The sequence below is a fragment of the Nocardia sp. NPDC004582 genome (assembly GCF_053602115.1).
The window spans coordinates 16,204-38,733 of record NZ_JBSGCY010000031.1 but is presented as its reverse complement, the minus strand read 5'-3'; the positions used below and the strand labels follow the sequence as shown (position 1 = coordinate 38,733).

The following is a 22,530-nucleotide window of genomic DNA, read 5'->3' as shown; positions in this document are numbered from 1 at the left end:
CCGACATCACAATAAATTCGGTCAATCCAGCAGCACTGTCGCGAATGTGGCGATCTGCCGGAAGCCGACCTTCGCGTAGGCGCGGCGCGCAACCTCGTTGTAGCAGTTGACATACAGGCTGGCCGTGCGCCCGGAGGACACCACCACATTGGCCACGGCGGCGGTTCCGGAGGTCCCGAACCCTTCGCCCCGTTTGTCCGGATGGACCCATACGCCCTGAATCTGCCCGGTGCGTCGCGACAACGCGCCGACCTCCGCCTTGAAGACGACCTCACCGTCCTCGAAACGCGCCCAGGCCCGGCCGGATTCGATGAGTCCCGCCACCCGGCGGCGATAACTGCGCCCACCGTCCCCGGTGCGCGGGTCGACACCGATCTCCTCGGTGAACATGGCGATCGCCGCGACCAGGTACCGATCGATCTCCTCGGGCCGCACCCGGCGCACCCGCAAATCCGGGGCGATGCCCGCGGGCCGATCCAGCGCGAGCAGCGGCTGATCCGCGCGCAGCTCCCGCGGCGGCCCCCAGTGCCCGGCCAGCAACTCCCACAGCGGCAGCGTCAGCTCACGCCGCCCCACCACCGACGAGCAGATCCGCGGGTTCTTGACCGCCTTCTCCGCGAACGCCCGCAGATCCTCGCGGCCGCCGCGCAGCGGCACCAGATTCGCCCCGGAGAAGCACAGTGAGTCCTCCGGCCCACCCCTGCTCCACAACTCGCCGTAGACGCCGCGCTGATCCAGCCCGAACTCCTGCAGGCGCGCGGCCACCATGCAGGTCGCCACGGGATCGGTGTCGAGCACACGCAGAACCTGCGTCAGGTCGCGGTTCGCGAGCTGACGGGCCCCGGACGTCCGGCCCCGGCGAGTCGGCTCCAGCACACTCCGCACGCTCACAGCCTGCCAGAACTTCCCGCCACGCGCCGCAAGATTGCCACCAGCCGCCCGGCGACCAGCGAAAATATCGCTCGCCCAGCGGGATCGGAGACGGCGATGGCCCGGTCCTGCGCGAGTGCCGCGCGGGCCGGGCCGTGTCGATCGGAGTGGGTCAGCCCGCGGTGACCACCGGGGCGCCGGAACCCGCCTCGTCGCCCATCTCCTCGGCGATGCGCAAGGCCTCCTCGATGAGGGTCTCGACGATGAGGTGCTCGGGCACGGTCTTGATGACCTCGCCCTTGACGAAGATCTGCCCCTTGCCATTGCCGGAGGCGACACCCAGGTCGGCCTCGCGGGCCTCGCCGGGACCGTTCACGACGCAGCCCATGACGGCCACCCGCAGCGGGACCTCCATGCCCTCGAGGCCCGCGGAGACCGCGTTGGCGAGGGTGTAGACGTCGACCTGGGCGCGACCGCAGGACGGGCAGGAGACGATCTCCAGCTTGCGGGGGCGCAGGTTCAGCGACTGCAGGATCTGCGAGCCGACCTTGATCTCCTCGGCGGGCGGGGCCGAGAGCGAGACGCGGATGGTGTCGCCGATGCCCTCGCTGAGCAGCGCGCCGAAGGCGACGGCGGACTTGATGGTGCCCTGGAACGCCGGACCGGCCTCGGTCACGCCCAGGTGCAGCGGGTAGTCGCACTGGGCGGCGAGCTGGCGGTAGGCCTCGACCATCACGACCGGATCGTTGTGCTTGACCGAGATCTTGATGTCACCGAAGCCATGCTCCTCGAACAGGCTCGCCTCCCACAGCGCGGACTCGACCAGCGCCTCGGGAGTGGCCTTGCCGTACTTCTCGAGCAGGCGCTTGTCCAGCGAACCGGCGTTGACGCCGATGCGTAGCGGGATGCCCGCGTCACCGGCGGCCTTGGCGACCTCCTTGACGCGGCCGTCGAACTCCTTGATGTTGCCGGGGTTGACGCGCACCGCGGCGCACCCGGCGTCGATGGCGGCGAAGATGTAGCGCGGCTGGAAGTGGATGTCGGCGATCACGGGGATCTGCGACTTCTTGGCGATGGTCGCCAGCGCGTCCGCGTCCTCCTGACGCGGGCAGGCGACGCGCACGATGTCGCAGCCGGACGCGGTCAGCTCCGCGATCTGCTGCAGGGTGGCGTTGACGTCATGGGTTTTGGTGGTGGTCATCGACTGAACCGAGACGGGAAACTCGCTCCCCACTCCGACATTGCCCACCATCAGCTGGCGCGTCTTGCGCCGTGGTGCGAGGACGGCCGCCGGTGCGGCCGGCATCCCCAATGCGATGGCACTGCTCACGATCGGCTGCCTACTTTCCACTGATTCCTCACCCTTACCGGCTCCGAGCTTACCGAGGCTCGAATACCGGTCGCCCTGTGACGGCGGCGACAACGGTACCCGCGCCGGAAGCGGGACTCGGAAGCGGCCGGGACCTACAGTTCATATTCGTAGCAATCGACGCGAAGGTTTACGCTCCGAGAAGTGAAGGTAGCGAATCCCGGTGCGTGGCCGTCCACACCGGAACAGGCAGTGGCACTTCAAGATCGGCTACGCAGCGCGGTGATCCCCGCGAACCCCCGGCCACCGCGTTTCCGGACGATCGCCGGCCTCGATTCCGCCTACGACGACCACGGCAATGTGGCCGCCGCCATCGTGGTCCTCGACGCAACCACCCTGGACACCGTGGAAACCGCCACCGCCCGCGGCACCACCACTTTCCCGTACGTCCCGGGCCTGCTCGCCTTCCGCGAACTCCCCACCACCGTCGCCGCTCTCGAAACCCTCACCATCACACCGGATCTGATCATCTGCGACGCCCAGGGGCTGGCCCACCCCCGCCGCTTCGGCTTCGCCTGCCACCTGGGCCTGTTGACCGGCATCCCCACGGTGGGCGTCGCCAAGAACGCCTGGGGCGACTACGACGAACCGGGCCTCGAACGCGGCTCGTCATCGATCATCACCCTCGACGGCGACCCGGTCGGCCGCGCGCTCCGCACCCGAACCGGGGTCAAACCGGTCTTCGTCTCGGTCGGTCACCTCATCGACCTGGACACGGCATGCGCGCAGGTCCTCGCCCTGACCCCCGAGTTCCGCCAGCCCGAAACCACCCGCCGAGCCGACCACCTCTGCCGCCGGGTCCTCCGCGAATGTGTCGCCGGAAAATAGCCGAGCCGCCTCCGTAGCAGAAATCTCACACAGGCCGATTACCACATTTTGTCCGCGTGACCAAGATCATATTGAAGCGCAAACGTTTCATTTCTCCATTCGGAATCTGTACGTTCCCAGAGCGGTCGAGAATTTCCCTGGCCAATATCCGAAGAGAGATTCATTCACGTGAAGAAGATCTGGTTGGCGCTGCTGGTCGCGGCGCTTTCCGTACCATCCGTAGCGGCAATCCCCGCCGCTGCCGACCCTGTCGAGCACAAGCCGAAGGTTCCCGTAAACCAGGCAGAACCGGGCAAGAGAATCCCGGATGTCTATATCGTCTCCGTGAAAGATGGGGCGAACCTCGACGCGATTCTGTCGAATGCGAAGATCCACGATCCCGATGTGAAGTCGACCGCGCTGCGGTCCTTCAGCGCGAAACTCTCGAAGCATCAGCTCGAAGCGCTCCAGGATGATTCGGGCGTCGACATGATCCTCGAGGATCGGAAGATTCTGACGGCCTCGGCGGTCAACGGCTACACCCCGACCGACGAACCGGGCCCGGGGTGGGCACTGGATCGGATCAACCAGGCCGCGCTGCCGCTGGACGGAAGCTACAGCGCGACTGCGACCGGGGAGGGCGTCACGGCCTACGTCATCGACGGTGGCATCGACGTGAACCACCCTGACTTCGAAGGACGCGCCTCCGAGGGCATGTCGCGGGTCAGTACCCCGCCGACCCCCGATTGCGCGAACTACCAGCACGGCACCGGCGTCGCCGGCGTGCTGGGCGGCGCCAAGTTCGGCGTGGCCAAGAAGGTCAAGCTGGTGTCGGTCCGGATGGCGGCATGCGATGGGACCGCAGATCTTTCATCCCTGCTCGCCTCCTCCGACTGGGTGCAGGCGAATCACCACAAGCCCGCCGTGGTGAACATGTCATTCAATATCAATGGCAGCAACTCGTGGGCGGACCTCGCACTCAATGCCTATCTTCGTGGCGTATTCAATGCGCTCGCCGACTCCGGCCTGTTCATCGCGAATTCCACGAGTAATCGCAACACCGACGCATGCTTGGGCTCGCCCGCCGATGCGGCCGGAGTGGTGGCGGTCGCATATACGGATATCACCGACCGCGCTACCCCGAACTCGGATTGGGGACAGTGCGTTCAGCTGTACGCGCCCGGCCAAGACGTTCCCTTCCCGTCGATCAATGGCGGTTATGTGAAGGCCAGTGGTTCATCATTCGCCTCGCCGTTGGTCGCCGGCGTCGGGGCCCTGTACAAGGCTACTTACGGCGACGCCCCCTGGCAGACCGTCACCCAGTGGATCAAGGACAAATCCACCAAGGATGTGGTGCTGCCCAAGCTCAACCCCGCCCCTGGCACCACCCCCACGGTGAACCGACTCCTCAACACCGGCGGCCTGTAACCGCCACTTGCGCGACAGACGATGCGCCGTGCCCGAACTCGGGCACGGCGCCCTGCCATGCCGGTCACGGTTTGCGAGGGCGAGTCTCGATCAGCCGGGTACGAGCGCTGCAATTCCGCAAGGGGTCGAACGCGTGGGATTCCTCGCCAGCGGCATCTGGAAGCGCTGACCTCGCGGCCTCGGGCGCGATCACATTCGCGCGCCCTTGGCCAGGTTGCAGCCGCGACACAGGATCTGGAGGTTGTCGATGCTGGTCGCACCGCCTCGGCTCCATCCGGTGATCGCGGTCCTCGACGGAGACGGGATGCCGCTCTACCTGCAACGCTCACGGCGCACCGCCAGCGAAGCCCAACGCCTCGCCCTCCTGGCCCGCGACACAGGATGCACCCGACCAGGGTGTGAACAACCGGCCAATATGTGCGCCGCCCACCACATCACCGACTGGGCCAAGGGCGGCCCCACTGATATCGATAATCTGGCGTTCGCGTGTGATCACTGCCACGCGTTGATCAACGACGGCCCTGATGGCTGGAAAATCGTTGTGATGGGTGAAGATTCACCGTTCCCCGGACGTACGGGGTGGATTGCTCCGAAGAGCCTCGATCCCACCGGCACCCCGCGCGTGAACGAGCGTCATCACGTGGGTCAGGTGATCGCTGCTGCGGTCGATTCGAGCTGCCGCACGTGGCGTTCACGGGTTTCGTCGAAACCGCGCTGCTCGTCTCCTGCTGGCGTACGCAGAACAACGGGGAGTGTGGTCGCCTCGTCTGCCCTGCCGGACCTGGGCTGACGCCGGGCCGGGAGCCGTGTCCCGCCGATCCCGGCGCGCGGGCGACGTGGGACTGGCCTGGAATCGGCCAGGCCTGTTCGCCGCCACGGAAATCACGGCCACCAGCGCGGATTTCGTACACGAATCCACCCTGCCCGACGTCCACGCCGGGAATCGGATCGGCGGCAAGGACGAGTTTCCCGCGTCGACGTGGTCAACCCCGCCCGAGGGCAGCGCCCAACTGCTACTGGTGATCGAAGACCCGGGCGCCCCGGGCTCGACCCCCTTCGTGCATTGCGTCGCACTGCTCGAACCGGCAGTCACCGAATTGCGGCGCGGCGCACTGGGAAAGACCACGACACCCGTCGGAGTCCAACTGCTGCGTTCCGACTGGGGCCGCGGCTGCATGGGCCCCTCCCCCATCAAGGGCCACGGCCCACACCGCTACGCCTCGAGCTCTTCGCCCTGACCGACCCCCTCACCGACATCGAAGGCAAGCCCGTTGATTCGGCCAAGCCCAAGCTGGTCCTGGCCGCCGCCCACGCCCACGCCCGCGGCCGAATCGACGGCTTCTACGGGCGCTCATGACGGGATCCGGTTGCGACCGGTGAGATCTCGCGTCTCGGTTCAGTGAGCGCCGGGCCACTGCGCCGCAGCAGAATGAACCTGCTGCGCCGGAGCGACCGCGGCCATCACGGGAGCCGTCCGGCTCCCGGCCGCGAGTGAACCACCGGTCAAAACCAAACCACCCACGAACAGCGCGGCGCCGATCAACACGACATCGCCGTTGAGTTCACCGGAGCGCTCGTGGGTCGGCAGCGTGTCCTCACCGCGGGTGAATTCATGCCCATCCCACCAACCCCATGAGCAGTCCTGCATCGTGGGGTTGTTCCGATTCGCCTGGCAATTCCAACCCAGGGCCATCTTGTTTCCCGCGGAAGCGTCCCGCAGATCATGCTGTGCCATATAGCCGATACACATCATCACCGCCCCGGCGACAGCGATGAGCAATCCGAAAATCCCCGCCGTAACCCTCATGTCCAAGCCCCTCCCGGCTACCAGCCGCCAACGAGATCACGCGCCGCCCGTTGGATCACGACTCCTGGACCAACCGGGCCGGCGCCGACATCGTAACGGCCACAACCGGATCCCGCCGTCAGGGGAACAGCTTGACCGGATTCACGATGTCGGCGACCAGGGTGAGGATCATGTACGCGCCGCCGAGCACCACCACCACGTAGGTGGCGGGCAGCAGCTTCAGGTAGTCGACGGGTGCGCCGTCGGGGAGGCCCTTGCGGTTGCGGAACACGTTGCGGAGCTTCTCGTAGATGACTACCGCCATGTGGCCGCCGTCCAGCGGCAGCAGGGGCAGCAGGTTGAAGGCGCCGAGGAAGAAGTTCAGGGAGGCCAGGGTCAGGATGAACATGGACCAGAGGCCGTGTTCGGCGGTTTCGCCGCCGATCTTGGAGGCGCCGTAGACCGAGACGGGGGTTTCGGGGTCGCGGGTGCCGCCGGTGACGGCGTGCCAGAGGTCGACGACCTTGGCGGGCATCTGGGCCAGGGACTGCACGGTGCGGACCGCGATCTGGCCGGTGAAGGCGCCGGCGGCGGGGATCGCGGACAGCACGTTGTACTGGACGGGGCCGTAGAAGTCCTGGCCGACGCCGACCTTGGCGACCGTCTTGGGGGTGCCGTTCTTCTCCGGGTAGACGACCGCCATCTGGGGGGTGACCGGGGCGGTCATGGTCTTGCCGTCGCGTTCGAAGGTGTAGGTGAAGGGGCCGGTCTGCTTCTCGGTCTCGGCGCGGAATTCCTTCCACGTCTTGATCGGGACGTCGTTGACCTTGGTGACCTTGTCGCCCTGCCGGAGACCGGCCGACTGCGCGGGGCCGGTGCCGGTGCAGTCGAGCAGCTTCTGGTCGGCGGTCATGTCGGAGACGCAGCCGAGCTTGCCGAGCTGGGTTTCCGCGGGCTGGTCGAAGCGGGGCAGGCCCCAGCCGACGGCCAGGATCACGATCAGGATGTAGCCGATGAGGAAGTTCATCAGGATGCCGCCGGACATGACCAGCAGGCGCTTCCAGGTGGCCTGCCGGTACATGGCCCGGTCCAGGTCCTCGGGCTCGAGCTCGTCGAGGGCGGTCATGCCCGCGATATCGCAGAAGCCGCCCAGCGGCAGCGCCTTGAGACCGTATTCGGTCTCGCCGCGCCGCCACGAGAAGACCTTGGGCCCGAAACCGATGAAGTAGCGCCGCACCTTCATGCCGGTGGCTTGCGCGGTCCACATGTGACCGCATTCGTGCAGGGCGACCGAGGCCGTGATCCCGAGGGCGAACAGTGCGAAGCCGATCGCGTAGACCATCCGGTTACGAGCCCTCTCCTGCAGTCAGCCGCGCACGATCGTGCGAGCGGTGTCGCGCGCCCACGTATCGGCCGCGAGCACCTCGTCCAAGCTACCGGGTTCGGCGGCCCAGCGGTCGGCGGACTCCACGACGCGCGCGACGGTTCGCACGATGCCGGGGAATCGGATGAGTCCGTCCAGGAACGCCTGCACCGCGATCTCGTTGGCGGCGTTGTAGACAGCGGTCACGCAGCCACCCGCCTTGCCGGCGCTGCGGGCCAGCTCCACGGCCGGGAACACCTCGTTGTCGACCGGCTCGAAAGTCCAGGTCGAGGCGGTGGAGAAGTCGCAGGCGGCGGCCGCGCCCGGCACCCGGTCCGGCCAGCCCAGGGCCAGCGCGATGGGCAGCTTCATATCGGGCGGGCTGGCCTGCGCCAGCGTCGAGCCGTCTGTGAACGTGACCATGGAGTGCACGATCGACTGCGGGTGCACGGTGACGTCGATGTCGTCGTAGTCGATGCCGAACAGCAGGTGCGTCTCGATCAGCTCGAGGCCCTTGTTGACCAGCGACGCCGAATTGAGCGTGTTCATCGGACCCATCGACCAGGTCGGATGGGTCTTGGCCTCGGACGGATTCACCGACTCCAGCATCTCGGTGGTCCAGCCCCGGAACGGCCCGCCCGAGGCGGTGAGCACCAGTTTCGACACCTCGTCGGCGCGCCCGCCGCGCAGACACTGGGCCAGCGCCGAATGCTCGGAGTCGACCGGCACGATCTGCCCCGGCTTGGCCGCCCGCGTCACCAGCGAGCCGCCCGCCACCAGGGACTCCTTGTTGGCCAGGGCGAGTCGCCGCCCCGACTCCAGGGTGGCCAGGGTCGGTTCCAGCCCGAGCGAGCCGACCAGCGCGTTGAGCACCACGTCCGCGTCGGTGCGGCGCACCAGCTCGGTCGCGGCGTCCGGACCCGCCAGCGCCACACCGAGTTCCGCCGCCGCGGCCTCGTCGGCGACCGCCACATTGGTGGTGCCGGTGGCCGCGATCTGGCTCGCCAATAGTTCGGTGTTTCCCCCGCGCGCGGCCAAGCCCACCACTTCGAAGCGGTCGGGGTTGGCGGCGATCACCTCCAGTGCCTGCGTACCAATCGAACCGGTGCTGCCCAGCAGCAGAACTCTCACAACGTCGGACACGCGCCTATTGTCCCCCGCCCCCTGGTCGCTACGACGCTGGGTCGTATGTCACGATATTGGCCAGCAATCGATTCGAGCCGTAAAGGAGCCACAGTGGCCGCCACGGAACTGGAACCCGCGCACCCCTCTGAGGTCGTCACCAAGGTCGACACCGCCGAGGTTCCGTCCGCAGCGTGGGGCTGGAGCGGCGAGTCCCGCCGGACCTTCCGCATCGCCGGCTGGGTTGTCGTCGTGATCCTGCTGACCATGCTGTTCGAGAACCAGCAGGGCAGCTCGTCGGGTACCGGCAATGTCGGTTATATCGCGCTCGTGCTGTTCGCGGCGGGCCTGGCGGTCATCCTGATCCGCGACTCCATCCTGTCGCGTCGCCCGCGCTAGTCGCGTAGCCCCACAACGACATTCGGTCCGGATCGCCCTGCACGCGATCCGGACCGAATTTGTGTCGTCCGCCGGTCTGTGGTCGCGACCGGTGGAGCTACCGCCTCAGTTGGCGGGGGCGGAGTCCGGAGCGGTCATGCGGTTGTAGAGGCCGATGCCGACCGCGATGGCCGCGGGCACACCGGTCAGCACCAGACCCGACGCGGCGCCCAGCGGGATGCCGATGGCCGCGCCGGCGACACAGCCCGCGATGCCGGTCGGCACCGACATGATCACCACACCGGCGATGGCGCCACCCGCCGCGCCGAGGGCGCAACCGGCGACACCGCCGATGAGGGTGCCCAGCAGGGTGCCCATGGAGGTGGACAGACCGAACTGGTTGACCGCGGCCGACATGGCGGCGTCCTGGTCGGCCTGGCTCGCGACGTCGTGCAGCGCGGGAGCGGGCAGCGCCGGGGCGGGGAAGGCGGCGGCCGGGTCCAGGTTCGGGGTGAAGGTGGCGGTGTTGCCGTCGATCTGGGCGGCGACCGGGTGGGCGACATCGCCGGTCACGTAGCTCAGCGGGAACTGGGTGACGACCGCACCGTCGGCCGCGCGCACCTGGAACTGACCGTTCTCGGTGGTGAGCGAGCCCGCGTCGGTCTTCAGGACGACAGACGCGCCCTCGATCTTGGTGTCCCAGTGGATGCCCTCGGGGGCGGCGGCCGGAGCGGCGTAGGCGGTGCCGGCGGAGACGCCGACAGCGGCGATGGCGAGAGCCGAGGTGGCGGCAAACTTCTTGAAACGCATTACTTTTCGTCGCTTTCTTCACTGGGCGCTTCCCTCTTGGGAGCGAGGTCCTCATCGAGCACCCGAGACAAGATAAGTCAGCAAATGTTGCCTACTTGTTGCCAAATCGTGGCGAAAACGGTCCAGAACGTATGTTTTGCGTAAAGCGGGCGTTTGCCGACCATGTGTTCGGTGACCTGAGCAACTTCTCAGAATACGAAGCGACCCGCGTCACACCCCATTCGAGAGGCATGGCCGCGGGTCGCGGTACGCGAACTTCCGACTACTGCTCGGCCGGATTGTTGATGCGGTTGAAGAAGATGATGCCGACGATGATCGCGGCGGGCACGCCGACCAGCACGAGGCCGGCGGCCGCACCCAGGGTGATACCGGTCGCGGCACCGGCGAGCGCACCGGGGATGGACAGCACGCCGCCGCCGGCCAGGCCGCCGATCAGCAGGCCGAGGGTGCCGCCGATGACGGTGCCGACCAGGGTGCCGATGGCGGTGGCCAGGCCGAACTGGGTGGCCGCGGCCGACACCGCGTCGTCGAAGCTGGCCTGCCGGTCGCTGGTGACCTCGTGCAGCGGCAGGGTGGTCGGGCGCGCGGCGGACCGATCGGCATTCGGGGTCAGGGTGGCGCGCAGGCCCTCGACGGTGGCCTGGATCGGGTAGTCGAGATCCTCGACGGTGAACGACAGCGGGACCGCGGCGACCACGATGCCGTTGTCATCGCGGACCTGGAGCTGACCGTTGTCGGTGGTCATCGAACCCCGGTCGGTGTCGACGACGATGGCATCGCCCTCGATGCGGGCGTTCCAGTGGATGGCGGGGGCGACCTGGCCGATGCCCTGGTTCACGCCGTCGATCAGCGAGGGCAGGACCGGGACGGGGGCCGGGGTGGGCTCGGCGTAGGCGATACCGGCGGTGACGCCGAGGGCCGAGATGACCAGTGCGGAGGTAGCGGCAATTTTGCTGAACTGCATGACTTCTGGCTTTCTTACGGGCGGACTTCCACCGGGTTGGCCCGGAAGATCGGAAGGGACGCAGTTCGAGCAACCTGATCGAGCGTCCAATAAGAAAGTACTGAGAAATAGCTTGCGAATGGCCTTTTGATAGCGAACATCACTCAGTGAAGGAACCGGTGACGCGGGCCACCACAGCCCCCGCGATCAGCGGCGGAAGCGCTCCCGCAGCTGCGGATCGTTCTCCCACCACAGTCCCGTGGACAACGGCTCGTCGGCCTCGACGGCATCGAGTTCGGCGTCCATTTCGCCCGCCTGGCGCTTCTCGTCGTCGGCGAAACGCCGCATCACGACCAGGGAGTAGATCAGGCCGAGCAGATCCCCGAGCAGCCACAGGACGCCCGCGCCGATCGTCTGATCCAGGCGCGCATCCGGCCCCCAGGTGCGGCCGAGCGAACCGTAGTACCCGGCGGCGACCAGCGGACCCAGCCACAGCACGATGCCCAGAATGCCGTCCGCCAGCGACTCGCCGATCGTGATGAGCAGCGAGAGCCCCTGCGTGAAATGCCGCGGCACCGGGTCGATCTGCAGGCGGGAGTAGAAATACACGAACCCGATGGCCACCACCAGGATTCGCGTGACCGCGTCGACCATGCCGTGCCGCAACACCGCCTCGTACCAGGGCGAGAGGAACAGCGCCCACGGCAACAGCAGGATCAGCATCGACGCGGTGGCCGGGTGAGTGAGCAGCCGGGCCACCTCGCCGGAGAGCATGGCGTCCAGGCGTTTGCGTCCCGCCGGGCCCAGCGCCGCGCGCAACACGGTGAACGGCGCTCCGGCCGCGAGCGCGAACGGCACGACGTACAGCAGCAACAGCACCTGCAGCGCGCGCACCCAGAACAGGGTGTCGGAATACACCCCGGGCATCCCGAGACCGGAGTACAGCCACACCCCCAGCCCGGCGACGCCGAAGTACACGGCCCGGCTCACCGGAAGCGGTTCGCCGCGACGGCGGCCGAGCACGAAGCATGTCGCGTAGGCGAGGCCCAGCAACGCCGTGACCAGCGCCGTCGATGCGTCCCATCGCCAGGCGCTGACCAGTCCGCTCAGTCGCAGCGGTGTGTCGATCGCAACCACGGCCCCAGTATGCGCGGTGCGGTCGCGGCGCTCCCTGGGAGATCGCTGGGAATCAGTCGGTTTCGGGGGTCATCGGGCCGGCGTGGGACGCCTCGTACTCGGCTTCGAAGGAGCGTTCGCGGCGGCGTTCCCGCAGCTTCCACACGATCAGCGCGACCACCACGATCGCCGCCGCGCCCAGCGCCAGATCCCGGCCGACGGTCTTGGCCACCGCCTCGTAGGACTGTCCGGCGACGAAGCCGAGCACCACGAAGATTGCGCCCCACACGATTCCACCGATCGCGTTGAAGATCAGGAAGCGGCGGTACGGCATCCGGGAGGTGCCCGCCAGCGCGGGCATCATGGCGCGGAAGAAGGCGGTGAAGCGGCCCAGGAACACCGCCCAGCCGCCGCGGCGGGACAGGTAGTCCTGGGCGCTGTCGAGGCGGCCGCGGTGGCGGTCCAGGATCGAGGCCTGCAACAGTTTCGGGCCCACCTGCTTGCCGACCTCGTAGCCGACGCTGTCGCCGAGGATCGCTGCGGCGATCACGAGCACGATCATCAGCCACAGCTGCACGTGGCCCTGGCTGGCCGCCACGCCGCCGAGCACCGCGGCCGTCTCGCCGGGAATGACGAAACCGATGAAGATCGCGTCCTCGGCGAACACCAGCAGCGCGACGACGAGGTACACCCAGACCGGCGCGATATCCAGGATCCGGTGCAGCAGCGAATTCATGTCCGCCACGGTACCGACGGGGCCGGTCACCCGTCGGGCCGGTCGCACGATCGGGGCGGCCGCAACGATTTTCGGGTGGCGCCGGTCCGGCTCACGAGGTCGAGGGCCGAGGCGTCAGCTCGCCCGCTTGCGGGTCATCAGCAGCAGCGGCTGTCCGGTCGAAACCACCCAGTGCTCCCAGGCATTCAGGCCGACCAGGACCGCGGTCACCGCGGACAGCGTCGCGATCTCCGGCAGCAGCGTCGAGGCGAGGGTCAACGCCGCCAGCACCAGCGCGGCGAGGAACCTACCGAGGGTGGCCGCGCCGAACATGCGCCAGCGGGTGAACAGGAAGGTCGACACGTACAGGGTGGCGCCGATCGGCAGCAGGAAGGCGTTGACGCCGTGCGCGGTCCCGGTCGGATGCTCGACCATGCTGCGCGCGCCGACCGCCACCCCGACCAGGCCGATCACCAGCAGCAGGTGGCCGTAGCTGAGCACCTCCCGCACCACGGTGCCGCGAACCTGGTTGGTGCGCAACGAATGCTCGACCGCGGAGAACCCGTAGGCGAAGTACAGCCACCACAGGCCGCAGCCGAGCACGAAGATCAGCACCACCGCGACCCACGACATCGCACCCAGATGTGCTTCCGCCGCTTGCGAACCCACCGAGGCGACCGTCTCGCCGAGCGCGATGATGACGAAGGTGGCGAACCGCTCCGGCAGATGCGTCGCGCCGAACCGCACCGACTCCATCCGCCGCGCCAGCAGCGCCGGACCGCCGAAAGCCAAGAGCACCGCGACGATCCAGAGCGCGTTGCGCGCCGCGCCCGCCGGGACCAGCGCGGCGATCACCAGCAGCACCGCCGCGACCAGGGTGATCGTGAACGGATTGACCCAGCTGCCGAACACGCCCGCCTGCGAGAACGCGCGCTTGCGCCGCATCTCGACCCACAACAGCAGCCGCAGCACCAGGTGCGCCACCGCCAGGATCAGCGGGAGCGCCCGCCCGATGAACGCGTGCGGTGCGGCGATGGCGATCACGAACATGCACAGCCCGCAGGCGAACAGGAAGATCCGCTGCCGATTCGAATCCTCGACCCCGTGCACCGATAGCGTCGTCCCCACCCACGACCACCACATGATCGCCAGCAGCAGAACCGTCTGCCCGACCGCGCCCCAGCTCTCCCCCGCCACCGCCACATGCGCGGCCTGCGTCACCGCGAACACCAGCACCAGGTCGAAGAACAGCTCCGCCCAACTGGCCCGCTCATGCGCCTCACGTAGAGGTTCAGTCACACCCGTATTCCCTGCCTAGCACCATTTCCAGCGCGTTCACTCTAGTCACACCACATGACCGTTTTGCCCGACCTGCGCCGCGCCGGTCACACCCGGCGATCACACCGATCACACCGCGGACACCGACTGCCATGTCGAGCGAGCACGGCGGCCCATCCGTCGACCGGGCCGTGGCGCAGCTGGTCGCACAGGAATGTCCTGGCACCCCGGATCGCACTGCGGGATAGGTCAAGACGGCGAGCGACCGCTCCACGCCCACCGACGACCCGGCGAGGAAGCCGCGCGGTCTCGCGGTCGGCGACGCTGCCGAGCATCAACGTCTCGACGAGTTCCGTGTCTGCCGGATGCGATCCGTTCCCGTCGCGTGCACGGCGGCGCACCGATGGCACACGGCCCGCATCCGGCACGAACGTCGTCACGCCGGCCGGCAGCCGTACCTCACCGGGTGAACTCGCCATCACGGCGACAATCGAATCGACCCATCGGGGGGCGGCGATCGTCCCACCGGGTACTGATGGCCAGCAGCACGGATGGCGGGCATGCGGCCGACCGCTGGTCGCGCGGCGGCTAGATCGTCTGGGCCGCTTCGGCTTCGACGAGGGTGCGGAGGAAGGCGGGCGGGACTTCGGGCCAGGTGGGGTCCCAGTGGCCGGCGGACTGGTCGGCGGCCAGGGCGGACAGGGTGGCCACCACGTGGGGGCCGCCGTCGAGGAGGTAGCGGACCGAGCCGTGTTCGGCGCATTGGGCGGCGACCGTGGCGAGGAGGGTTTTGGCCTCGGTGGTGCGGCCGGTGGCGGCCAGGCAGGCGATGAGGAGGCGGCGGGCTTTGAGGAGTTCGCGAGGGCGGCGGACGGCTTCGAGTTCGTCGACCCACTCCTGGGCCCAGGTGCGGGCCAGTTCGCGGGATTCGGCGGCGGGTTCGGCGAGCAGTAGCCGGATGGCGGTGAATTCCTCGTAGAGAACCGTGAATTCGTCGATCGGGTCCGTCGGCGCACGGCGGTGGGCGTAGTCGACGACGGGGAGCGGGCCGTATTCGGGATGGGGTGGCAGGCCCAGGCGGATGCGCTCGTTCTCGACTTCGGCGCGCAGGCGCGGCAGCGACATCGATTCGGCCACGCGCGCACCCTCGTTGAGGCGGCGGATGGCGGCGGCGCGATCACCGCGCAGCGCCTTCACGCGGGCGCCGACCACGTAGCGGGCCAGCTTGAAATCGACCACGCCCGCGTCGGGTCCGAGCTTGTAGCCCTCGTCGAGCAGTCGTTCGGCTTCGGCCAATTCGCCACGCTCGTAGAGCAGTTCACCCAGCAGCGAACCGGCCAGGCGGGCGCCGTAGGAGTGGCTGCCGGAGGACTGTTTCGCGATCTTGAGGGCCTTGCGGAAGTACCGCTCGGCGCTGGGGATCTCCAATTGCAGGCTGGCGGCCAAGCCCAGGAAGCACAGTCCGTGAACGTTGTTGTAGAAGCCCCGATTCCGGCGCATGTACGGCTCGGACCATTCCTGCAGCCGGACCGCCTCCTCGAAGTCGTAGCGGTAGCCCGCGGCCAGACTGGCACAGTTGGCCGCGATGGCCACCACATACGGCGACAGCTCGTCGGCCATGCCGAAACACGGTGCGAGCCAGTCCTCCACGCCGTTGAGCACATCGGCGCGCACGGTCACCACCGCGTGCACCACGCCCGCCTCGGCGTGCAGGCGGGCCGAGGTCCGCGGGTCGATCTCACCGCTGTCCAGCGTGCATTCGGCCAGGAACAGCGCCCGTTCGGCCTGCGGGGCCCGGTGCAGCAGGATGTTCGCCCACGCCAGGTCCAGTTGCAGCCGCGGATGGGCTTCGATGACCGCGGGCGGCAGCTTGTTGACCAGTCCGATGAGGCTGGCCATCTGGCCGTACTCCAGCAGCGACATGCCGTCGCGCTCCACGATCTCGACGGCGCGCTGCTCGTCTCCGGCGAGCAAGGCGTGGTCGACGGCCTCGCTCACCCACTTGTGGTCGGCGAACCACCGCGACGCGGCCCGATGCAGGTCGTCGATCTGTTCGGGCCGGTCGTATTCGAGGCGCTGGCGCAGGAAGTCCTGGAACAGCTGGTGGTATTGGAACCAGTCGCCGCCGTCGACGCGGCGCAGGAACAGGTCCTGCTGTTCGATGTGTTCCAGCAGCGCCTGCCCGTCGGGCGCGCCGGTGAGCGCGGAAGCCAGGTCGCCGCAGGTGCGTTCGGTGATCGAGGTGGCGACCATGAAGTCGAGTACCCCGGGTTCCAGGGTTTCGAGGACGTTCTCGGCGAGGAATTCGCCGATGGCGTGGTGGCGGCCGGTGAGCCGTCCGATCAGCTGCCCGGGATCGTCGCTGCCGCGCAACGACAGCGCGGCCAGTTGCAGGGCCGCCGCCCAGCCGCCGGTGGATTCGGTGAGGTCCTCCACGTCACCGCGGTCCAGGTCCAGCCCGCCCAGTTCGACCAGGAGCCGATACGCCTCGTCCACGGTGAAACGCAAAGCGGCGGTGTCGATTTCCACCAGTTCGTCGCGGACCCGCATGGAGCTCATGGGCAGGCCGGTCTGACGGCGGCTGGTCACCACCATGCGCAGCACCGGGCTGCAGCTCTCGATCAGGAAGCGCAGCGCGGCCTGGGTCCTCGAGTCGGTGACCCGGTGCCAGTCGTCGATGACCACGGTCAATTGCTCACCGCGGCGGTCGATGTCGTTGATCAGCGAGGTGAGCACGAACCGCCCGGCCTCGTCCCCGTGTTCCTCGAGCAGCTCACCGAGCTCGCGGGCCAGTGCGGGACGCACCGCCCGCACCGCCTCGATCAGGTGGGACAGGAACCACACCACATTGTCGTCGTCGCTGTCGACGGTCAGCCACGCCACCGAGCCGCCGGACGCCGTGAGGCTCGCGCACCACTGGGCGGCGAGGGTGGTCTTGCCGAAACCGGTGGGGCCGTGGATCACCGCGAGCCGGCGGTCGCTGCCCGCCCGCAACGCGTCGATCAGGCGGGGCCGTTCCACCAGCGCACGCGTGATGGTGGGCGGCCGCAGGCGGGTCGCCGGAACCGGGGGCGTGGCCGTGGTGACGCGCCCGCGGCGGCGACCGCCCTGGGTCGGGGTGGCGGGACTCGGCGTGCGCGCCGGGTTCACCGTCGTCGATTCCTCGGCGGGCACCGGGACGGGCATCTCGTCGACCGGGAACCCGTGCCGCTCCTGCAATTCGCGCAGCGCCGCACCGAATTCGGCTGCCGAGGCGGGCCGCTGCGTACGTTCGCGCGCCATGGCGGACTCGATCATCGCGGTCAGGTCGGCGGGCAGGCCCTCCCCGGTGAGATCCGGCATCGGATGCTTGGTGATCCGCACGAACTGCGCGACCAACTGCTCACCGCTGCGCCGTTCGAACACCGCGTGCCCGGTCGCGGCGCAGAACAGGGTCGCGCCCAGCCCGTAGACATCGGCGGTGACGTCGGGGGCCTGGCCCTGCAGCACTTCCGGCGCGGTGTACGCGGGCGACCCGGTGACCATGCCCGCCGCGGTCTCGAATCCGCCCGTCACCCGCGCGATTCCGAAATCGGCGAGCTGCGGTTCCCCGTATTCGGTGAGCAGGATATTGCCCGGTTTCACATCCCGGTGCAGCAGTCCGCGCCGATGCGCGGTCTCGAGCGCTCCGGACAGCCGCACCCCGAAATGCAGCACCTCCGGCCAGTCCACCGGCCCGTGCTGCTGGATCCGCGCGTCCAGGGATCCGTGCGCGTGGAAGGGCATCACGATGTAGGGCCGCCCGGTATCGGTGGATCCGACCTCGAAGACCGGCACTATGTTGGGGTGCCCCGACAGTTTGCCCATGGCCAGCTGTTCACGCACGAATCGCTCCAGCCCGTCGGACTCCAGGTCCGCGGTGAGCACCTTGATCGCGACCGTGCGCGCCAGCGATGCCTGTAAACAGCGGTAGACCACCCCGAATCCCCCGCGGCCGACCTCGACCGCGTCCGTGAATCCGGCAGCCTCCAGTTCCGCCGCGTACCCGAGGGTCCCGTCGCGGCGCGTGGAAAACGGATCGACATGCGCCACGGCGACCTCGATACCCGAACGAGCCAGTCACCCCGAGCATAAGCCGATCACCGCCCGCCGGCGGGACCAATGCGATCCCCGCGCACCCGGGCCCGCCCGCGCGGCCCGTGCCCGGTGAAACGCCGCCGCGCGTCATCGAGCCAATCGGGGCGTTCCCGCCGCAGCCGCCGCACCTCCCCCACCGTCCAGCCACCACCCAGTTCCGGCAGATCGGCGACCGCGATCTCCAGCCGGGCCGCCGCGGCGGCCCGCTTCAACGGCCGTGTCGCCGAGTCCATTCGGCTTCGTTGTGCGTTCATGACATCCAGGCTGCGCCGTGCTCCGGCGACACCGCGGCAATACGAAAACTTCGCACCCCCGCGTTCGACCCATCCGCTCGAACCAGCAACCGCACGCGCCAATTCGGTTTCGAGTTGCCGTGCGCCGCAAGAGAATCCGGTTAGCGCTCGCACCGAGGAGGAGGTCGGACGATCCCTCGAGGCTCGTCGACCGCGCAGCGGTGGCGGGCCGGATTCGATAACGATTCAGCCAACCAACCTACTCGGTGGTAGGTCATCTTCTAGGGTCGGCGGCGATCCCCTCCCCACTCCGCACCAGGACCCTCTCGTGAAACTGAAACACTGCCTCTCCGCAATTGCGATGGTCGCCGCCGCCTCGCTGACCGGCATCACGCCCGCCGGCGCTGACAGCGGAAAGTATGTGGCGCTCGGAGATTCGTATGCGGCGGGGGTGGGTATCTCGAACATTCTCGACAAGACCTGTTCGCGGTCGGATCGCAATTACGCGCATCTGTTCGCGGCGCAGCGCGGGTATGCGCTCACCGATGTCACGTGTGGTGGCGCGACCATCGACTCGGTGACCAGCACGCAGCTCTCCGCCGTCACCTCGGACACCACCCTCGTCACCCTGGGCGTCGGCGGCAACGATGTCGGCTTCGGGCAGCTTGTCAAGGACTGCGTGCTCGCGGGCACCATCGGAACAGGCAGCGGCACAGGCAGTCTCGCGACGGGCAGCGCCAGCGGCAGTGCGGGAGCGGTCGCCGAACTGGTGGCGGGCTGCAAGAACAAGTACGGCCCGGAGATGCCGGGACGCCTCTCCACGACCGCCGCCAAACTCGCCCAGCTGCTCGCCGCCATCCGCGCCCAGGCCCCGCAGGCCCGCATAGTTCTGGTCGGCTACCCGAAGATCCTGCCCGACAACGCCTCCCTGTGCGCGGGCCGCCAGCCGGTTCTCGCCGCCGACGCCGACTGGATCCGCGACAGCGTGATCGGCGGCCTCAACACCATGCTGAGGTCCCAGCCCGGCACCACCTACTTCAGCACCTACGAGCTCTACGACGGCCACGACGTCTGCGAGGCCATCCCGGACCGCTGGGTCAACGGCACCTCCGTCGACAATGGCGAAGGCGCGCAATTCCATCCGAACCAGTACGGCCACGCCGCCACCGCGCAGCAGATGATCGCCACCCTCTGAAACCGGATCCGAGAACCGGGCGCGGCCCATCCGCCCGGCCCCACTATTCGAGATAGTCCTGCAACAACTGTGAACGTGACGGATGACGCAGCTTCGACATCGTCTTCGATTCGATCTGCCGGATCCGCTCACGCGTGACGCCGTAGATCTTCCCGATGTCGTCGAGGGTGCGGGGCTGCCCGTCGCCCAGTCCATAACGCAGGCGCACGATACCGGCTTCACGCTCGCTGAGCGTGCCGAGCACCGCCTGCAGCTGCTCCTGCAGCAGGGTGAACGCCACCGCTTCGACCGCGACGACGGCCTCGGAATCCTCGATGAAGTCGCCGAACTGGCTGCTGCCGTCGTCGCCGATCGTCTGATCCAGTGAGATCGGTTCCCGGGCCATCCGCTGAATCTCCAGCACCCGCGCGGCGGTGATGTTCAACTCCTGGCCGAGCTCCTCGGGCGTGGCCTCGCGACCCAGCTCCTGCAGCAACTCACGCTGCCGGCGTCCGAGCTTGTTGATGATCTCCACCATGTGCACGGGAATGCGAATGGTGCGGGACTGGTCGGCCATGGCCCGACTGATCGCCTGGCGAATCCACCACGTGGCATAGGTCGAGAATTTGAATCCCTTGCTGTAGTCGAATTTTTCGACCGCGCGCACGAGACCCAGATTGCCCTCCTGGATCAAATCCAGAAAGGCCATCCCCCGCCCGGTGTACCGCTTGGCGATCGACACCACCAGGCGCAGATTCGCCTCCAGCAGATGATCCCTGGCCTGGACGCCATCGCGCACGATCCAGGTCAGATCGCGGCGATGCGCGGCGGTGAGACCGGACGGCGCCTCGGATTCGATCCGCAGCTTCTCCGCCGCATACAGACCCACCTCGATCCGGACCGCCAGATCGACCTCCTCCTCCGCGGAGAGCAGGGGTACCCGGCCGATCTGCTTCAGATACGCCCGCGTCGAATCCCCACTCGCGGTGAGCCCAGCGTCCTTTCGCGCCCGGCGCAGGTCCGGGGACGCGTCGTCGTCCCAGATCCCGGCGTCGCTGTCGGCGCGCTCCGCGCGGCCGGCCGGGAAATCCTGATCATTCGCTTCGCCTGCGGTCGTTGCCACATGTGCCTCTCCGAGAAATTCGGGCGGCATCGCGATTCGAGAACAGGACCGCAGAGAGGCCTCGAGCGGCCCGGCAATCGCCGTGGCCTGTCATCAGACTACTGGTCCGCAGCCGTAATTTCGCGGCTCCCACCCCCGGCGAAACGGAGTGCGCCCGCCGAGTTCCCCGGATCAGGCGGCCATGTGCTGGAGGTTCTCGCAGACCAATGTGACGCTGTTGTACAGCATTTCGCCCGGGCCGTCCCGCCGGGCCGAGACCTCGATCTTCGCCGGCCACGCGTGCTCGAGCAGGTAGCCCGGGACCGGCGCGCCCTCGTCGCCGTACATCGCCAGGGTGCAGTCACGGCGGGCCACGGCCATCTGACCCATGCGCGCCGACTGGTGCCAGGCCCACAGATCAGCGGTACCCGTGCGCCCTCGGCACAGGGTGACCTGGGGCGGCTTGACCTTTCCGGGCAGTTGGATCGGACCGCCGCCACCACCTTCGAGGTAGGACACCGGTTCGATCTCCGACACGATGCCACCCAGCTCCGCGAAGGACGCGATCTGGAGGCCGTCGATAACGATGACGAAGGAAGAAATGGTCGTGAGCTGCGACATGGGCATCATGCGCTCCTCGGCCGATCGGACGCCCGGCAAGCATCCGCCTTCAAACCAGTGTAGAAAGCTCCCGGCGCCGGGCGACGGGAAATCGCCCGCATAGCTACCTTTGGGCAACAACCCCGCCGGTGGTACCGCCCTTCGAGAATTCCGGCCGGACGGGCGATGTCCGATTTATCCCTCTGCGGCGAGCTGACCGCACGCGGCGGCGATCTCCTGGCCGCGGGTGTCGCGGACCGTGCAGGTGACGCCCTGGGCCTGGACGCGGCGGACGAACTCGTCCTGTACCGACTTCGGGGACGCGTCCCACTTGCTGCCCGGGGTCGGGTTGAGCGGGATCAGGTTGACGTGGACCAGGGGACCCAGGGCCTTGTGGAGTTTCTTGCCGAGCATGTCGGCCCGCCAGCCCTGATCGTTGATGTCGCGGATCAGCGCGTACTCGATGGAGACGCGGCGGCCGGACTTGTCGGCGTAATAGCGTGCGGCGTCGAGGACTTCGGCGACCGGCCAGCGATTGTTGACCGGCACCAACGTGTCTCGCAACTCGTCATCGGGGGTATGCAGGGAGACCGCCAGCCGCACCGACATGTCCTCGTCGGCGAGCTTGCGGATCGCGGGCGCCAGACCGACCGTGGAGACCGTCACCGAACGCTGCGAGATGCCGAAGCCCTCCGGCGACGGCGAGGTGATGCGGCGGACCGCGTTCACCACGCGCTTGTAGTTGGCCAGCGGCTCACCCATGCCCATGAACACGATGTTGGACAGGCGGCCCGGTCCACCCGCGACCTCACCGTCGCGCAGGGCGGCCGCGGCGGCCCGGACCTGATCGACGATCTCGGCGGTGGACAGATTGCGGTTCAGGCCGCCCTGACCGGTGGCGCAGAACGGGCACGCCATGCCGCAACCCGCCTGCGACGAGATGCACAGGGTGTTGCGGTCGGGGTAGCGCATGAGCACCGACTCGAGCAGGGTGCCGTCATTGGCGCGCCACAGCGACTTGCGGGTGGTGCCGTCATCGCATTCGATGTGCCGGATCTCGGTGAGCAGCCGCGGGAACAACGCCTCGGCGACCTTGGACCGCATCGCCTCGGGCAGATCGGTCATCTGATCCGGGTCGGCGACCAGGCGGCCGTAGTACTGACGCGCGATCTGGTCGGCGCGGAACTTGGGCAGCCCGAGCTCCTCGACCACCGCCTTGCGCTCCCCCGAATCGAGGTCGGCGAGATGCCGCGGCGGCATGCCGCGACGAGGGGCGTCGAAAACGAGGGGCAACGGGGTAGTCATAACCCTTCCAGTGTT

The 22,530-nt window shown here is 68.1% G+C and carries 21 protein-coding genes and 1 pseudogene; 6 read left to right on the top strand and 16 right to left on the bottom strand.

From position 1 onward, the window contains the following. Positions 1–21: 21 nt before the first annotated feature. A complete protein-coding gene (locus tag ACWELJ_RS12105; RefSeq protein ID WP_452366187.1) occupies positions 22–885 on the bottom strand; it encodes a GNAT family N-acetyltransferase in 864 nt (287 codons plus the stop codon). Positions 886–1,042: 157 nt separating this feature from the next. Continuing rightward, positions 1,043–2,176 (bottom strand): flavodoxin-dependent (E)-4-hydroxy-3-methylbut-2-enyl-diphosphate synthase, encoded by a 1,134-nt coding sequence (ispG, locus tag ACWELJ_RS12100; RefSeq protein WP_452366197.1) that lies wholly within the window; start codon positions 2,174–2,176, stop codon positions 1,043–1,045. A 255-nt stretch (positions 2,177–2,431) separates the two neighbouring features. On the opposite strand from ispG, the gene ACWELJ_RS12095 reads away from it, so the two are divergent. Both ACWELJ_RS12095 and ACWELJ_RS12090 read left to right on the top strand, forming a co-directional pair. Further along, on the top strand, positions 2,432–3,067 hold the full coding sequence (locus ACWELJ_RS12095; protein WP_452366186.1) for an endonuclease V: 636 nt from the start codon (positions 2,432–2,434) through the stop codon (positions 3,065–3,067). Between the two features lie 168 nt (positions 3,068–3,235). After that, on the top strand, positions 3,236–4,474 hold the full coding sequence (locus ACWELJ_RS12090) for a S8 family peptidase (protein ID WP_452366185.1): 1,239 nt from the start codon (positions 3,236–3,238) through the stop codon (positions 4,472–4,474). A gap of 189 nt (positions 4,475–4,663) precedes the next feature. Here ACWELJ_RS12090 and ACWELJ_RS12085 read toward each other — a convergent pair whose 3' ends face one another. Then, entirely contained in the window at positions 4,664–4,723 is a 60-nt protein-coding gene (locus ACWELJ_RS12085; RefSeq protein ID WP_452366196.1) for a hypothetical protein, read from the bottom strand. Between ACWELJ_RS12085 and ACWELJ_RS12080 the strand changes: the two genes are divergently transcribed. Both ACWELJ_RS12080 and ACWELJ_RS12075 read left to right on the top strand, forming a co-directional pair. Then, the gene (locus ACWELJ_RS12080) at positions 4,722–5,264 is read left to right on the top strand and encodes an HNH endonuclease signature motif containing protein (RefSeq protein ID WP_452366195.1); all 543 of its coding nucleotides are present in this window, start codon (positions 4,722–4,724) and stop codon (positions 5,262–5,264) included. The genes ACWELJ_RS12085 and ACWELJ_RS12080 overlap by 2 nt on opposite strands. Before the next feature lie 16 nt (positions 5,265–5,280). Then, the gene (locus ACWELJ_RS12075) at positions 5,281–5,712 is read left to right on the top strand and encodes a YbhB/YbcL family Raf kinase inhibitor-like protein (RefSeq protein ID WP_452366184.1); all 432 of its coding nucleotides are present in this window, start codon (positions 5,281–5,283) and stop codon (positions 5,710–5,712) included. Between the two features lie 158 nt (positions 5,713–5,870). On the opposite strand, the gene ACWELJ_RS12070 is transcribed toward ACWELJ_RS12075, so the two are convergent. The 3 genes from ACWELJ_RS12070 to dxr all read right to left on the bottom strand — a co-directional run bounded on the left by ACWELJ_RS12070 (position 5,871) and on the right by dxr (position 8,766). Further along, positions 5,871–6,281, bottom strand: coding sequence for a hypothetical protein (locus tag ACWELJ_RS12070; RefSeq protein WP_452366183.1), 411 nt, complete (start codon positions 6,279–6,281; stop codon positions 5,871–5,873). A gap of 118 nt (positions 6,282–6,399) precedes the next feature. Further along, positions 6,400–7,602, bottom strand: a complete 1,203-nt coding sequence (locus ACWELJ_RS12065; RefSeq protein WP_452366182.1) for a M50 family metallopeptidase — start codon at positions 7,600–7,602, stop codon at positions 6,400–6,402. A gap of 24 nt (positions 7,603–7,626) precedes the next feature. Continuing rightward, on the bottom strand, positions 7,627–8,766 hold the full coding sequence (dxr, locus tag ACWELJ_RS12060; protein WP_452366181.1) for a 1-deoxy-D-xylulose-5-phosphate reductoisomerase: 1,140 nt from the start codon (positions 8,764–8,766) through the stop codon (positions 7,627–7,629). 93 nt (positions 8,767–8,859) lie between these two features. Between dxr and ACWELJ_RS12055 the strand changes: the two genes are divergently transcribed. Next, positions 8,860–9,144: a DUF2631 domain-containing protein gene (locus tag ACWELJ_RS12055; protein ID WP_357092747.1), complete on the top strand. Its 285-nt coding sequence runs from the start codon at positions 8,860–8,862 to the stop codon at positions 9,142–9,144. 105 nt (positions 9,145–9,249) lie between these two features. On the opposite strand, the gene ACWELJ_RS12050 is transcribed toward ACWELJ_RS12055, so the two are convergent. The 7 genes from ACWELJ_RS12050 to ACWELJ_RS12020 all read right to left on the bottom strand — a co-directional run bounded on the left by ACWELJ_RS12050 (position 9,250) and on the right by ACWELJ_RS12020 (position 18,355). Then, the gene (locus ACWELJ_RS12050) at positions 9,250–9,933 is read right to left on the bottom strand and encodes a hypothetical protein (protein WP_452366180.1); all 684 of its coding nucleotides are present in this window, start codon (positions 9,931–9,933) and stop codon (positions 9,250–9,252) included. Between the two features lie 262 nt (positions 9,934–10,195). Further along, positions 10,196–10,897, bottom strand: a complete 702-nt coding sequence (locus tag ACWELJ_RS12045; RefSeq protein WP_452366179.1) for a hypothetical protein — start codon at positions 10,895–10,897, stop codon at positions 10,196–10,198. Positions 10,898–11,083: 186 nt separating this feature from the next. Then, positions 11,084–12,013 carry a cytochrome c oxidase assembly protein gene (locus ACWELJ_RS12040; protein WP_452366178.1) on the bottom strand — a complete coding sequence of 310 codons (930 nt, stop codon included), beginning with the start codon at positions 12,011–12,013 and terminating at the stop codon, positions 11,084–11,086. Between the two features lie 52 nt (positions 12,014–12,065). Then, positions 12,066–12,728, bottom strand: coding sequence for a DedA family protein (locus tag ACWELJ_RS12035; RefSeq protein ID WP_452366177.1), 663 nt, complete (start codon positions 12,726–12,728; stop codon positions 12,066–12,068). A gap of 114 nt (positions 12,729–12,842) precedes the next feature. Next, positions 12,843–14,006, bottom strand: coding sequence for a low temperature requirement protein A (locus ACWELJ_RS12030; protein WP_452366176.1), 1,164 nt, complete (start codon positions 14,004–14,006; stop codon positions 12,843–12,845). 567 nt (positions 14,007–14,573) lie between these two features. Then, positions 14,574–18,056: a protein kinase domain-containing protein gene (locus ACWELJ_RS12025; RefSeq protein WP_452366175.1), complete on the bottom strand. Its 3,483-nt coding sequence runs from the start codon at positions 18,054–18,056 to the stop codon at positions 14,574–14,576. Between the two features lie 47 nt (positions 18,057–18,103). Beyond that, positions 18,104–18,355, bottom strand: a complete 252-nt coding sequence (locus ACWELJ_RS12020) for a hypothetical protein (protein WP_452366174.1) — start codon at positions 18,353–18,355, stop codon at positions 18,104–18,106. Positions 18,356–18,662: 307 nt separating this feature from the next. Between ACWELJ_RS12020 and ACWELJ_RS12015 the strand changes: the two genes are divergently transcribed. Next, a complete protein-coding gene (locus ACWELJ_RS12015; RefSeq protein WP_452366173.1) occupies positions 18,663–19,529 on the top strand; it encodes an SGNH/GDSL hydrolase family protein in 867 nt (288 codons plus the stop codon). A gap of 43 nt (positions 19,530–19,572) precedes the next feature. On the opposite strand, the pseudogene ACWELJ_RS12010 reads toward ACWELJ_RS12015, so the two are convergent. From ACWELJ_RS12010 to rlmN, 3 genes and pseudogenes are all read right to left on the bottom strand, one after another. Beyond that, positions 19,573–20,553: pseudogene (locus tag ACWELJ_RS12010) on the bottom strand (RNA polymerase sigma factor); the annotation flags it as partial. Positions 20,554–20,802: 249 nt separating this feature from the next. After that, positions 20,803–21,231, bottom strand: a complete 429-nt coding sequence (locus ACWELJ_RS12005) for a phage tail protein (protein ID WP_452366172.1) — start codon at positions 21,229–21,231, stop codon at positions 20,803–20,805. 174 nt (positions 21,232–21,405) lie between these two features. After that, positions 21,406–22,515 (bottom strand): 23S rRNA (adenine(2503)-C(2))-methyltransferase RlmN, encoded by a 1,110-nt coding sequence (rlmN, locus tag ACWELJ_RS12000; RefSeq protein WP_452366171.1) that lies wholly within the window; start codon positions 22,513–22,515, stop codon positions 21,406–21,408. Between the last annotated feature and the right edge of the window lie 15 nt (positions 22,516–22,530).